This window comes from Qipengyuania proteolytica, from assembly GCF_019711565.1.
Classification (GTDB): Bacteria; Pseudomonadota; Alphaproteobacteria; order Sphingomonadales; family Sphingomonadaceae; genus Qipengyuania; species Qipengyuania proteolytica.
Window position 1 is genome coordinate 962,108 of record NZ_JAIGNN010000002.1, and the last position, 12,965, is coordinate 975,072.

General features: G+C 66.4%; 10 protein-coding genes. 6 read left to right on the top strand and 4 right to left on the bottom strand.

The features are described 5' to 3' along the window. Positions 1 to 106: 106 nt before the first annotated feature. The 3 genes from K3172_RS13740 to K3172_RS13750 form a co-directional block, all read right to left on the bottom strand. Complete coding sequence (locus K3172_RS13740; RefSeq protein ID WP_221590954.1) at positions 107 to 1,270, bottom strand: glycosyltransferase family 87 protein; 1,164 nt, start codon at positions 1,268 to 1,270, stop codon at positions 107 to 109. A gap of 150 nt (positions 1,271 to 1,420) precedes the next feature. Then, on the bottom strand, positions 1,421 to 3,241 hold the full coding sequence (locus K3172_RS13745; RefSeq protein WP_221590956.1) for a DUF885 domain-containing protein: 1,821 nt from the start codon (positions 3,239 to 3,241) through the stop codon (positions 1,421 to 1,423). Between the two features lie 104 nt (positions 3,242 to 3,345). Continuing rightward, entirely contained in the window at positions 3,346 to 4,617 is a 1,272-nt protein-coding gene (locus tag K3172_RS13750) for a metal-dependent hydrolase family protein (RefSeq protein ID WP_221590957.1), read from the bottom strand. A gap of 120 nt (positions 4,618 to 4,737) precedes the next feature. Between K3172_RS13750 and K3172_RS13755 the strand changes: the two genes are divergently transcribed. Next, the gene (locus tag K3172_RS13755) at positions 4,738 to 6,792 is read left to right on the top strand and encodes a S9 family peptidase (protein WP_221590959.1); all 2,055 of its coding nucleotides are present in this window, start codon (positions 4,738 to 4,740) and stop codon (positions 6,790 to 6,792) included. A 54-nt stretch (positions 6,793 to 6,846) separates the two neighbouring features. Here the strand turns inward: K3172_RS13755 and K3172_RS13760 are convergent, their stop codons facing one another. Continuing rightward, on the bottom strand, positions 6,847 to 7,716 hold the full coding sequence (locus K3172_RS13760; protein WP_221590961.1) for a MipA/OmpV family protein: 870 nt from the start codon (positions 7,714 to 7,716) through the stop codon (positions 6,847 to 6,849). A 104-nt stretch (positions 7,717 to 7,820) separates the two neighbouring features. On the opposite strand from K3172_RS13760, the gene K3172_RS13765 reads away from it, so the two are divergent. From K3172_RS13765 to K3172_RS13785, 5 genes are all read left to right on the top strand, one after another. After that, a complete protein-coding gene (locus tag K3172_RS13765) occupies positions 7,821 to 8,546 on the top strand; it encodes a hypothetical protein (protein ID WP_221590963.1) in 726 nt (241 codons plus the stop codon). 71 nt (positions 8,547 to 8,617) lie between these two features. Continuing rightward, the gene (gene crtY / locus K3172_RS13770; RefSeq protein ID WP_221590965.1) at positions 8,618 to 9,805 is read left to right on the top strand and encodes a lycopene beta-cyclase CrtY; all 1,188 of its coding nucleotides are present in this window, start codon (positions 8,618 to 8,620) and stop codon (positions 9,803 to 9,805) included. Further along, positions 9,802 to 11,355 (top strand): phytoene desaturase, encoded by a 1,554-nt coding sequence (locus tag K3172_RS13775; protein ID WP_221590967.1) that lies wholly within the window; start codon positions 9,802 to 9,804, stop codon positions 11,353 to 11,355. Before crtY ends, K3172_RS13775 begins: the two co-directional genes overlap by 4 nt. Further along, complete coding sequence (locus K3172_RS13780) at positions 11,352 to 11,933, top strand: LOG family protein (RefSeq protein ID WP_221590969.1); 582 nt, start codon at positions 11,352 to 11,354, stop codon at positions 11,931 to 11,933. Before K3172_RS13775 ends, K3172_RS13780 begins: the two co-directional genes overlap by 4 nt. A gap of 29 nt (positions 11,934 to 11,962) precedes the next feature. Next, positions 11,963 to 12,949 (top strand): phytoene/squalene synthase family protein, encoded by a 987-nt coding sequence (locus tag K3172_RS13785; RefSeq protein WP_247718175.1) that lies wholly within the window; start codon positions 11,963 to 11,965, stop codon positions 12,947 to 12,949. Positions 12,950 to 12,965 lie beyond the last annotated feature (16 nt).

Sequence of the window (12,965 nt, forward strand, 5' to 3'; positions counted from 1 at the left end):
AAGACTTGGGTTTTGTCCACCGATCGGGGCGGCTACTGTGGAAGGACATGCTCGACATGGGCCAACCTCATGAAATGCTTTGCCTCCGTCCTGATGAGTACAAACCCTATGTAATCGTTTCGGTTCCCGCCCTGGCGGTTCCGCGGGTCCAGACGAGGATGAGGATGGCGAGCGCGGCCAGCGGCATGAGATTGATGCCGAGCGGCAGCGCGGCGGCCCGCGTCGCATAGGGCGCCAACCACAGCAGCGCGAGGCCGAGCTTCTCGTAAGCCCGGAACCCCTTGGCGAATCCGCGCTCGACCAGCCACAGCGTCGGGAAGATCAGAAACGGCAGGTCGTAATTGAACTGGTAGGGCGAGGCGAGCGCGGTCGCCGCCAGCACCGCTGCCGCGACGGCCCGCGTGTCGCCGGCGAACTTGCGGTGGGCGAGCAGCGCCGCCACGAGCGCCGTCAGGGCCGAGAGCCCGCCGGCGATCAGCGCCGCGGTATCGCCGAAGATCAGCCGGGCCTGCGCAAAGAAGGTCGTCATGCGGAGGAGGAAATCGGCGTTGATCCCCTCCATCAATGCCCCGCTCGCCTGCCAGCTCGTAGTGTAGGCGAGCAGCGTTTCGCTGCCGAATGCTAGCCAGGACGCGATGACGAGGCCGATGGCGGTGGCACCGGCGGCGAAGAATGCACGCCAGTGTCCGCCGCTCGCAAACCAGAATGGCGCAAGGACGGCGAGATGCGGCTTGATGACGAAGGCGCCGATGGCCGCGCCGGACAGCGCGGGGCGGCGCGCGACCTCATGCGCTGCCAAGACCAGCAGCGCGCCGGTCAGCAGCCCGGTCTGCGCATGGCCCGCCGCTATCAGCGCGCCCGGATAGGCGAGAACGAGCGGCCACAGGCGTGGGAATGCCCGGATCGACGCCCAGGCCCACAGCGCATAGGTCACCAGCACCCAGGCGATCCACGCCACCGGAAAAGGCAAAGCGCCGAAGGGCCTGACGGCGAAGAGGAAGGGCGGCGGGTTCACATAGGCGAACCAGCCGGTGCTGCCGGTGCCGGTCTGCACGCGTTCCTGTACCGCCAGGTCGTAGGCGGCCACCGGATCGCCGGCGGCGGTCACATGGCCCGCGCCCCAGAAGGCGAGGAAATCGGTGCCCTCCGGCCCCATCGCCTTCATGTAGCTGTTGGCCAGCAGGGCCAGCGAAGCGAGCCCCACCAGCAGTGCGTAGCCCCGCACCCGCTCGCGCGTGAGCCAGTCAGCCTTGCGAAGGAAATCGAGCATGCAGCCTCCCCGGACCCCGTTCCCGCCCGTCTAGGGGCGAGTGCGAGGCGCTGCCAAGAGGGGCGGCACAGCTGTCACCCGCGAGGCGCACAATCAAGACGGGGCGGGAGCCGCAGCCACCGCCCCGTCTATGGCCTCGCTATGACCTGCCTATTTCCCGCCGGCAGCAATCCAGCGGTCGATCTTCGCCTCGAGCACCGGCAGCGGCAGGCCGCCGGTGTTGAGCACCTGCGCGTGGAAGGCCTTGATGTCGAAGCGATCGCCCAGCTTCTCCTGCGCGCGCGTGCGCAATTCCTGGATCTTGAGCGCGCCGATCTTGTAGGCGAGCGCCTGGCTGGGAATGGCGATGTAGCGATCGACCTCGTTCTCGACCTCGGTGCGGGTCATGCCAGAATTGTCGAGCATGAAGGCGATCGCCTGGTCGCGCGTCCAGCCCTTGGAATGGATGCCGGTGTCGACCACCAGCCGCATGGCGCGCAGCTGTTCGTCCTGCAGTGTGCCGTAGCGCGCCCAGGGATCGTCGAACAGGCCCATGTCGTAGCCTAGCGTCTCGGCATAGAGCGCCCAGCCTTCCACGAAGGAGGTCGTCCCGCCGAAGCGCATGAAGGCCGGCAGCTCGGTATTCTCCTGCGCGAGGCTGATCTGGAAGTGATGCCCCGGCGCACCTTCGTGGAGGTAGAGCGTCACGTTCCCGGTCGTCAGGCGGCTCGGCAGGTCGTAGGCGTTGAAATAGAAGGTGCCGGGGCGCGAACCGTCGGGCGTGCCCTGCTGGTAGGACCCGCCGGCCTGGAACCGCTCGATCGAGACGTCATAGGGTTCGATCCTGAGTTCCGACTTGGGCAGCAGCGAGAAATAGTCGCCGATCTTCGCGTCGACCAGCTTGCCGATCCGGTAGTAATCCTGCGTCAGCGCATCGCGGCTTTCCGGCTGGAACTTGGGATCGGTGCGGACATAGTCGAAGAAGTCGTTGAGCGTGCCCTCGAAGCCGACTTCGCCCTTGAGCGTTTCGAGCGAGCCCTTGATCCGCTCCACTTCGCTCAGGCCCAGCCGGTGGATGTCGTCCGCCTTGAGCGGCAACGTGGTCGTGCTCTCGATCAGCTGTTCGTAAAGCGTTGCACCGCCCTTCATCTCACTCAGCCCGATGCTATCGCGCGCGGCGGGCAGGTATTCGTCGCGCAGGAAATTCCGCAGCCGCTCGTGCACCGCGTTGAGTTCCTTCGTCTTGGCTTCGTAGGCCGCCGTCAGCCGCGTCTTGTCTGCAGCGGAGAAATCCTCGGGGAAGGCCTTGGTCGGCCCCATGAACTGCGAATCCGCGACCGGCACCGCCAGCAGCGTGTCGAGCTGTTCGATCACCCGCCCGATGGTCAGCTTGGTTTCGAGCACCCCGCTTTCCATGCCTTCGCGCGACTTGGCGATCGCGCGGTCGGTGATGGCGATGTAATCGTCGTGGCGGCTGAGGTTGTCCTCGTAATTCGCGAGGGTCTTGAATGGCGCGGCGCCGTTGCCGCTGGCGAAGTTGGGATAGAAGGTGTGGAAGCCGAAGAAGTGGTTGATCGGACGCACTTCGGTCAGCGCGCGGATTTCGTCGGTCTGGCCGCGCAGCGCATCGTCCTGCGTATATTTGAACACGTCATAGGCGAGCTGGTCGGTCTCGCTCAGCTTGCTGCGGTCGATTTGCGCAAGCAGCGCGAGGTTGAGCTGCGTGTCGAGCCGGTTCGCGTAGAAGCTCGAGTCGGTCAGGAAATCGCCGAGGCGGTCGGCATCCTTGTCGTCGCCGCGGAACAGACGGCCCAGCGGGTTCAGTTCGAGCGCGCGCTTGTCCGATTCCTCGAACAAGGCGAACAGCTTGTCGTGCTCGCTCTGCTCCTGCGCGGCGGTGGTCGCATCCTGCGCGACGGCAACGGACGGCACGGCGATCGTGGCGAAGGAAAGGGCGGTGGCGCCGGCAAGGGCGAGGCGGAGTGACGTCATGATATTCCCCTGGATTCGTGTGTTGCCCGGCTAGGACACATGGCCCCCGCCCTCAAAGCGATTCAGGACGACGGACCTGTGCGGCTCGACGAACGGCAGACTCCTCAATCCGCGACGCGGCCGCGCACCATCACCCAGTCGACCTGCTCCAGCGCGGTCACGTCCTTCGTCGGATCGCCGTCCACCGCGATGATGTCCGCCGAGTAGCCGGGCGCGAGGCGGCCGATCTCGCCCTCCATGCCGAGCACGCGCGCCGCGACCGTGGTGGCGCTGGCGAGCGCCTGCCGGTCGGTCATGCCCTGCGCGCGCATCAGCCGGAATTCGCGCGCGTTGCGACCATGGTCGAACACGCCCGCATCGGTCCCGAAGGCGATGGTGACGCCCCAGTCCAAGGCCTGCCCCATGAACACGCCCGCCTGCTGCGCCACCGCACGGACCTTGTCTTCGACCACGGGGGTGTAGATGCCCTTGCCCAGCCGCTCGCTGATCCCCTGGAACGCCATCAGCGTGGGCACGAGCACGGTGCCGTTGTCGCGCATCGCCCTGGCCGCAGCGGCGTCGATATAGGTGCCATGCTCGATCGTATCGATGCCCGCCCTGGCCGCCGCCTCGATCCCGCGCGCACCGTGCGCATGCGCCATGACCTTCAGGCCTAGCGAGTGGGCGGTGTCGGCAATGCTCTTCATTTCCGCATCGCTGAAATGCGCCTCGAGCCCGCGTCCCTGCTGGCTCAGCACCCCTCCGGTGGCAGTGATCTTGATGACGTCCGATCCGTTCTGGCTGGCGAGGCGGACCTTCTCGGCACATTCGACCGCGCCGGTGCAGGTGAAGCCACTGTCGAGGATTTCGTTCACCTCCGGCCGGAAGCCCGAGACGTCGCCATGTCCGCCGACAATTGCGAGCGGGGGGCCTGCCGCAACGATGCGCGGGCCAAGGACCATGCCCTCCTCCGTGCCGCGCCGAAGCGAGAAGGCGGTGTGCGGCGCGCTGCCCGCTTCGCGCACGGTGGTGAAGCCCGCCCGCAAAGTCAGCGCGGCGTTTTTTGCGCCGACGACCACGCCCCACTCGTCGGGCTCGGTCGCCTCCTTCCAGAAATCCCCGCCCGGATCGCCGGTGAGATGGGTGTGCAGGTCGATCAGGCCCGGCAACACGGTCTTGCCTTCGAGATGCACCATCGTCGCGCCTTCGGGCACTGCCTGCCAGCCGTCGACGATGCTGACGATGCGCCCGTCGGTCACGGTAATGGTCGCACGGCCGGTCGGCTCGCTCGCAGCATCGGCCAGCACGCGCTCGGCATGGATGACCGTGGTCTGGGCCATCGCCGGGGCGGCGGCCGCGGTCAGCAGGCTGGCGGCGAACAGGGCAAGTTTACGCATCTGGGACTCTCCTCTTGGCGCCGTGTGTGCCCGCTCGCCCCGTCGCCGGCAAGCCCCGGTTTGCCCTCGCCGCCCGCATCGCTATGAGGGCGCCACGCAAGACAACAGAGAGGACCACAGATGACCCTTCGCGCCGCGACTTTTGCCGCAACGCTCCTTGCCACCGCCTCGCTCGCCGCGCAGGCGCAGGCCCGCCCGATGACGCCGGAAGATGTCGCCAAGCTGGAAAGCGTCGGCACCATGGCCGTTTCGCCCGACGGCAGTCGGGTGGCCTACACGACCGCCAGCCTGCCCGACGTGACCGAGGGCGAGGATAACGGGTCGACCACGCTGCAGCTCAAGATGGCCTATGGCCCGGGCAACGTGCGCGAGTTCCTGCCCGACGATATCAGCGCCTCCTCGATCGCTTTCTCGCCCGATGGCCGGATGGTGAGCTTCGTATGGAAGGACGGCGAGGAAGACCGCGCGGTCTGGGGCATCCCGGTCGACGGCGGTGCCCAGCGCAAGCTGGCGGCGGTCGCCGGTGCGGACGTGCGCTCCTACGCATGGTCGGCGGACGGATCGACGATCTGGATGCTCGCCGCTGCAGAGAAGGACAAGGCGCGCGAGAAGCAATCCAAGGCGGGCTTCAACGCCATCGTCTACGAAGAAGAGGCGAAGCTCAATCGCCTGTTCGCCGCGAGCGTCGGTGCCGAAGTCGACGGCGATCCGCGCGCGGTGACCATCCCGGGCTATGTGAGCGGTTTCGCCGTGGCGCCGGACGGGCGGACCGGCATCGTGCAGAGCGCCCCGACCCCGCAGATCGACGACGAATATACCTCCAAGCGCGCGCATGTGATCGACCTCGCCTCGGGCAAGGTCCGCGCCGTGGTTGAAACGCCCGGCAAGCTGGGTGACATCGAAATCTCGCCCGATGGCACGCAGCTATCGATGATTGCCGGTGTGGACATGAACGATCCGGCCGATACCACCCTTCACCTCGTCGATGTGGCGAGCGGCACCTACCGCGCGCTCAATGCTGGCGCGCCCGAGGCGGCCGTCGACGCCGAATGGCTCGCCGACGGGCGGCTGGCGGCGGTGATCCACAAGGGGGCGGAAAGCGCGCTGCGGATCTACAATGCCGACGGCAGCGTGGCGGAAGAGCACGCGGGCGGCGACCTGCTGCTGACCGCGGTCGAAAGCGGCGGCGGCAAGATTGCCGTGCGCGCCGACAGCGCCAAACATCCGGGCGAGCTGTTCGTCTGGGCGCCTGCTGCGGGAGGCGGGACATTCCAGCGCTGGACGACGCACAACCCGTGGCTGTCCGAAATCACCTTCGGCGCCCAGCGTACCATGACCTATACCGCGCGCGACGGCCAGCAGGTCGAAGGCATCCTGATCGAACCCGTCGGCGGCGTACCCAGGGGTGGCGCTCCGCTGATCCTCGACGTGCACGGCGGACCAGAAGCGCACGAAAGCGATGGCTGGAACACGGGCTACAGCGCGCCCGGCCAGGTTGCGGCGGGCAAGGGCTATGCGGTCTTCCTCCCGAACTATCGCGGCTCGACCGCCTACGGCACGGCCTTTTCAAAGCAGCACCAGGGACGCTACACCGATCCCGAATTCACCGACCTCGTCGATGCCAAACGGGCATTGGTCGAGGCGGGCATTGCCGATGCCGACCGCGTCGGCGTGACCGGCGGGTCCTACGGCGGCTATGCTACCGCGTGGTCATCCACCGCACTGTCGGATGAATTCGCCGCCGGGGTCATGTTCGTCGGCATCTCCAACCAGATCTCGAAGTTCGGCACGACCGACATCCCCTACGAGATGTACAACGTCCACAGCCGCGCCTGGCCGTGGGACGACTGGCAGAAAATGCTGGAAGTCTCGCCGATCTACCATGTCGATAAGGCGAACACGCCGCTGCTGATCCTGCATGGCGAGGAAGACACGCGCGTCTCACCGAGCCAGAGCTACGAGCTCTACCGCGCGATCAAGGTGCGCAAGCCGGAGGTGCCGGTCCGCCTCGTGCTCTACCCGGGCGAAGGTCACGGCAACCAGAAGGCGGCCGCGCGTTACGACTACAATCTGCGGATGATGCGCTGGTTCGACACCTACCTGAAGACCGGCGATCGCGATGCGGCAATGCCCGATGCCCGGCCCACCCTCGCCCTTTCGAGCGAGGAAGAGTGACGCGAGAAGGGGCGGTCCAGCGGGGCCGCCCCTCTTTATTTCAGCGATGGCAGTTCAGAAGGTGTAGCCCACTCCGGCTGCCACCATCCACTGATCCGCGCTGCCGCGAATGCTGGTGAAGGGCGTGTCCTTCGCATCGCCCAGCAGGCGCGAATAGCCGGCGAGGCCGATCAGCGCGAGACCGCCGTTGAGCGCATTGCCGTCGAGATCGTAGCCGAACAGCAGGTTCACGCCCGCCTTGTCGAACCCGCCGTCCGCCTGGAAGGTCGGCAGGCGGTCCGCCGGATCGATATCGGGCGCGGCAGGGACGGTGTAATAATAATCGGCATAATCATCGTTCGCGTAATTGGCGCTCAGCGTCAGCGAGACGATTGCCGCGCGGCTGAGCGGCGTGAAATAGGTGACGCTGGGGCTCACGGTCATCCCGCCATGCGCACCCGCGACGTCGAACAGAAGGTCCGCATTGAAGCTGAGGCTGTCGTACTGGTGGAGCACGCCGGGAAAGCTCACACCCAAAGTCGGCCCGACCTCGATCGCGGTGTCGAGCTCGCCATATTGCTCGACCACCGGGTCCTTGATGTCGCTCGCGCGGTTGCGGCGAATGCGTGCAGCGACACCGGCGGAGATGTCGACGCCATTTTCGGCATCGGGCAGGAAATCGAGCGCGAGGCCGGCCGGCCGCGGATCGATGCCGACCGGGCCCAGACGACCCTGCACGATCGGGATGACCGAGAAGGTATAATCGTCCGACCCGTCGTAGCTGGGCGTATAGATCCCGCCGATGCCGACGCTGAGCCAGGTGTCGTCGAACACCGTATCCTCGCCAGAGGGCGGGCCGGCGGGCGCGGCGGCGTCCTGCGCGGCAAGCGGCGTGGCGATCAGGCCGGTCGCGACGATCGCGAGGGCGCGAAGAGATGTGGTCATAATGGGTTCCCCGTTTCGGCCCTATAACACACCGCAGCGCCACGCGTTCCCCCGTCCCAGATCTCATCACTTGAAAACCCGCAGTATCGGGGTAATTCAAAAAGATGGATCGGCTGAAAAGAATCAAATACCTGTGCCTTTGCGCAAGTATCGCACTGGCCGCGCCTGCTACCGCGCAGGACGGCAACCCCCACCAGGCTTTCGTCGACGCATTCGCGAGCCGCGAGCGCATGATGGTCGCTTTCACGGACAACGCCGAACAGAGCATGATCGAAGAAACCCGGCGCGATCCCGAGTTGGTCGAGATGGAGGCCGAGTGCCCCGGCGCGCTCAAGCTGATGGCCAGTGCGTCGATGCCGGTGATGACGAAGTCGCACGGGCGGGCCGTGGACACCTACCGCGCGGGTTTGCTGGCGCTCGTCAGCGAGCGGATGACCGCGGAGCAGGCGGCGCAGGCGGCGGAATTCTATGCTTCGGAGGACGGCCGCTTCATGATTGCGCTCGCCGAGGAGAGCGAGGTGGCGACCCGTTCGCTGGCCGACATTCGCGCGAACGAGGACAGTTCGATCTCGCGCGAGGCCTATGATGCGGACAAGGCCGCGCAACGCGAGGCCCTGCGCAACAGTGAACATCGCGAGCGGATTGCGGAAGTCGGTATGAAACTCGCCGCCAGCGATTGGTTCATCACCTTCCTCGGGATGCGCGAGCAGATGCACGCGCTCCAGTTCGCGCTGAACAACGACGATTTCACGCCCGATGAGGACGCCGCGCTGGAGCATGTGGTCGAGAAGGCGATGACGGGCCATTTCGAAAGCTGTTACGCCGAATAGGCGTGGTTCGCCGCCATCGCGCGAAGCTGGCGATTGCCGCAGGCGCCGTTCCTGCCTAAGCCCGTCCCCCGATGACAGGGCGCATGATCGACATCGCAATCGTGGGCGGCGGGCTGGCCGGCGGGCTGACCGCGCTGGCGGTGCATCGCGCGCATCCCGACTTGCGTCTTGCCGTATTCGAGGCGGGCGAGGATTTCGGCGGCAACCACCGCTGGAGCTGGTTCGCGACCGATCTCGACCCTGACGGCGAGGCGCTGATCGCGCAATTCCGCAAGACGGAGTGGGACAAGGGCTACGAGGTCCTGTTCCCCGGCCAGGCGCGCACGCTCGCCTCCTCCTATCGTTCACTCGGCAGCCGCGATTTCGACGCCACGCTGCGCCGGCTCCTGCCGCAGGAAGCGCTGCGGCTGCGCGCCCGTGTCTCCGAACTGGCACCCGACGGGCTGACGCTCGACGGTGGCGACCACATCCCCGCGCGCGTGGTGATCGATTGCCGCAATGTCGCGCCCTCCCCGCACCTGCGCGGCGGTTGGCAGGTCTTCATGGGCCGCCATTTGCGCACCGACGCACCGCACGGCATGGCGCGGCCGATCGTCATGGACGCCCGGGTCGCGCAGGAAGGCGCCTATCGCTTCGTCTACACCCTGCCGCTGGGCGCGCACGATCTCTTCGTCGAGGACACCTACTATGCCGACAGCCCGGTGCTCGATCGCAGCGCCTTGTCGCGGCGGATCGACGACTATTGCGAGCAGATGGGCTGGCAGGGCGAGATCGTCGGCGGGGAAACCGGCGTCCTGCCGGTCATAACCGGGGGGGACTTTGCCGCCTATCGGCGCGAGCTCGGCCCGCCGGGCGTCGTGCGGGCGGGCGCTCGGGGCGGCTTCGTCCATCCGCTTACCAGCTACACCCTGCCCTTCGCGGTCGAGAACGCGCTCGTGATCGCGCGCGAGGCGAAGCTGCCGGGCGAGCAACTCGCAGCGCTGTTCGAAAAGCGTGCGCAGGACCACTGGAAGCGGACCGATTTCTACCGCAGTCTCGGCCGGATGCTCTTCCAGGGCGCGGCGCCCGAGGAACGTTACCGTATCTTCGAGCATTTCTACCGTCTTCCCGAACCGCTGATCGAGCGCTTCTATGCCGCCCGTTCGACCCTGTCGGACAAGGCACGGGTGCTGATCGGCAAGCCGCCGATACCGATACCGGCAGCGGTGCGCGCATTGCTTGGCAAGGGCGCGCCGCTCGTCCATGAGGGCCCCCGATGAACGCCGAAACCACCACTCCCCCTACCGTCTCTGGCGAGGCCTCGATCCCCGAAACCCCGGTCACCGGAAAGACCGCCTGCGTGATCGGCAGCGGTTTCGGCGGGCTCGCGCTTGCCATCCGTCTGCAAAGCGCCGGGATCGCGACGACCATCGTCGAGGCGCGCGACAAGCCGGGGGGGCGCGCCTACTATTGGGAGAAGGACGGCTTCACCTTCGATGCCGGGCCGACCGTCATCACCGATCCCGACTGCCTGAAGGAGCTCTGGGCGCTGACCGGTCATGACATGGCCGATGACGTCGAGATCGAACCGGTCATGCCGTTCTACCGGCTCAACTGGCCCGATGGCACGAATTTCGACTATTCGAACGACGAGGAACAGCTCTTCGCGGAAATCGCGGCGCTCAACCCGGCGGATGTCGCGGGCTACCAGCGCTTCCTCGAATATTCCGAAGCCGTTTACCAGGAAGGGTACGTCAAGCTCGGCCACAAGCCGTTCCTCGACTTCAAGTCGATGCTCAAGGCCGCGCCCGCGCTGGCCAAGCAGCAGGCCTGGCGCAGCGTCTATTCGATGGTTTCGAGCTATGTCGAAAACGAAAAGCTGCGCGAGGCGCTGAGCTTCCACACGCTGCTCGTCGGCGGGAACCCGATGAAGACCAGCAGCATCTACGCCCTGATCCACAAGCTGGAGAAAGACGGCGGCGTGTGGTGGGCCAAGGGCGGCACCAACCGGCTGGTCGCCGGCATGATCCGCCATTTCGAGCGGCTGGGCGGCACCGTGCGACTTCATGATCCGGTGACGCAGGTCCACACGCTGGGCACGCAGGCGACCGAGGTCGAGACGCATTCGGGCTGGCGCCAGCGTTTCGACGCGGTGGCAAGCAATGCCGACATCATGCACAGCTACAAGGACCTGCTGGCAGGCTCGAAACGCGGCAAGGACTATGCCCGCAGCCTGTCGCGCAAGAGCTTCAGCCCGAGCCTGTTCGTGGTCCACTTCGGGATCGAGGGCACCTGGCCCGGCATCCCGCACCACATGATCCTGTTCGGCCCGCGCTACAAAGGCCTGCTGGAGGACATTTACTATCACGGCGTGCTGCCGCAGGATTTCTCGATCTACCTCCACCACCCCAGCGTCACCGACCCCTCGATGGCGCCCGAGGGCAAGAGCACCTTCTACGCTCTCGTGCCCGTCGCCCACATGGGCAAGCTGGCGGTCGACTGGGCGGAGATGGGCCCGATTCTCGAAAAGCGCATCCTCGACGAGATCGAACGCCGCCTTATCCCCGATATCCATTCGCGTATCGTGACCAAGTTCCACTACGCCCCGCGCGATTTCGCGATGGATCTGAATGCCCATATGGGTAGCGCCTTCAGCCTCGAGCCGGTGCTGACCCAGAGCGCCTTCTTCCGCGGCCACAATCGCGACGACGTGATCGACAATTTCTACCTCGTGGGCGCAGGCACGCACCCGGGCGCCGGCATCCCCGGCGTCGTCGGCAGCGCCAAGGCCACAGCGGGGCTCATGCTCGAGGATTTGCTGGCCCAATGAAGCGTCTCGCTGTCTATTGCGGATCGGCCTCGCCCGAGGATCCGCGCTATATCCAGCTGGCCTACGACGTCGGCGCGGGCCTTGCGGAACGCGGGATCGGCGTCGTCTATGGTGGTGGGCGGCTCGGCCTGATGGGCGCGACTGCGCGCGGCGCGCTGGAGGCAGGCGGCGAGGTGATCGGCGTCATCCCCGATGCGCTTGCGAATTCGGAAGTAGCCAACCACGATTGTACCGAGCTCTACACCGTTTCGGGCATGCACGAGCGCAAGCAGCGCTTCACCGACTTGTCCGACGGGTTCGTTACCATCCCAGGCGGCGTCGGCACGATGGACGAATTGTGGGAAGCGATGAGCTGGGCGCAGCTCGGCTATCACCAGAAGCCCGTCGGCCTGCTCAACGCCTTCGGTTTCTATGACGAGCTTATCGCCTTCAACCGCAAGATGGCCGAGGTCGGCTTCGTGCGCCCCGTGCACCAGGGCATCCTGATCGCCGACGACAATCTCGGCAGCCTGTTAGAGAAAATGCAAGCTTACGAGCCGCATACGCCGATCTTCCAGATGAAGGCCGACGACCTCTGAGCACCCCGCGCCCCCTGACGACCCAGAATTTGCGCGCCACCCCTGCCCGCGCGGGCGGCGGGCGCGAGCGGCACTTCCTCGTCGAAAAGGCGCGCGCGGCGATCGCCGAGGGGTCGCACAGCTTTGCCGCTGCGTCGAAGCTGTTCGACCGCGACACCCGCGAGCGCGCCTGGCTGCTCTACGCCTGGTGCCGCCGCTGCGACGACATCGCCGACAACCAGGACAAGGGCGGCCCGCTGGGCGACCAGGGCGACCTCAAGAACGCCGAGGACCGTGTTCAGGCGATCCGCGTGCTGACCAAGCGCGCGCTCGACGAGCAACCCACCGCCGATTTCGCCTTCGACGCCTTCGGTCTCGTCGCCGACGAGACTGGCATCGACTGGGACATGGCCAAGGACATGATCGGCGGCTTCGCGCTCGACGCCACGCGCTGGTCGCCGGCGACCGAAAGCGACATGATGCGCTATTGCTATCACGTCGCCGGATCGGTCGGGATCATGATGGCGGTGGTCATGGGGGTAAGCAAGGAAGACGGCGAGACGCTCGACCGCGCCTGCGACCTCGGCCTCGCCTTCCAGATCGCCAATATCGCGCGCGACATCGTGGAAGATGCCGAGGCCGGACGCTGCTACCTGCCCAAGAGCTGGCTCGACGCAATGGGGTGGGAAGCCGGCGAACACGCGCTGCCGGAAAACCGCTTCAGGCTCGCCGGCATGATGCCCCGCCTTATCGCGCTGATGGAAAAACACGAACAGGCCTCGAAACTGGGCGCGAAGAAGCTGCGCTTCCGCCAGCGCTGGGCGGTGCTGGCGGCGGCCAATATCTATGGCGCAATCGGGCGCAAGGTGCTGACCCGCGGGCAGCTCGCATGGGACCGGCGCGTACGGGTGAACGGGTTGGAGAAGAGTTGGCACGTCACGACCGCCTTCTTCGAGGCGCTGTGGAACCGCCCGACCCCGCCCGCCGAACCGATCCTGTGGAGCCGCCACGATTTCCGCCCCGTCGCGGGCTGGTAGCTTGAACGCCCGCGAC

Bases quoted from the DNA above. Each gene is read 5' to 3' on its own strand.
- K3172_RS13740 (WP_221590954.1), bottom strand. From the start codon at position 1,270: ATGCTCGATTTCCTTCGCAAGGCTGACTGGCTCACGCGCGAGCGGGTG.
- K3172_RS13780 (WP_221590969.1), top strand. From the start codon at position 11,352: ATGAAGCGTCTCGCTGTCTATTGCGGATCGGCCTCGCCCGAGGATCCG.
- K3172_RS13750 (WP_221590957.1), bottom strand. From the start codon at position 4,617: ATGCGTAAACTTGCCCTGTTCGCCGCCAGCCTGCTGACCGCGGCCGCC.
- crtY (WP_221590965.1), top strand. From the start codon at position 8,618: ATGACAGGGCGCATGATCGACATCGCAATCGTGGGCGGCGGGCTGGCC.
- K3172_RS13760 (WP_221590961.1), bottom strand. From the start codon at position 7,716: ATGACCACATCTCTTCGCGCCCTCGCGATCGTCGCGACCGGCCTGATC.
- K3172_RS13755 (WP_221590959.1), top strand. From the start codon at position 4,738: ATGACCCTTCGCGCCGCGACTTTTGCCGCAACGCTCCTTGCCACCGCC.
- K3172_RS13765 (WP_221590963.1), top strand. From the start codon at position 7,821: ATGGATCGGCTGAAAAGAATCAAATACCTGTGCCTTTGCGCAAGTATC.
- K3172_RS13775 (WP_221590967.1), top strand. From the start codon at position 9,802: ATGAACGCCGAAACCACCACTCCCCCTACCGTCTCTGGCGAGGCCTCG.
- K3172_RS13745 (WP_221590956.1), bottom strand. From the start codon at position 3,241: ATGACGTCACTCCGCCTCGCCCTTGCCGGCGCCACCGCCCTTTCCTTC.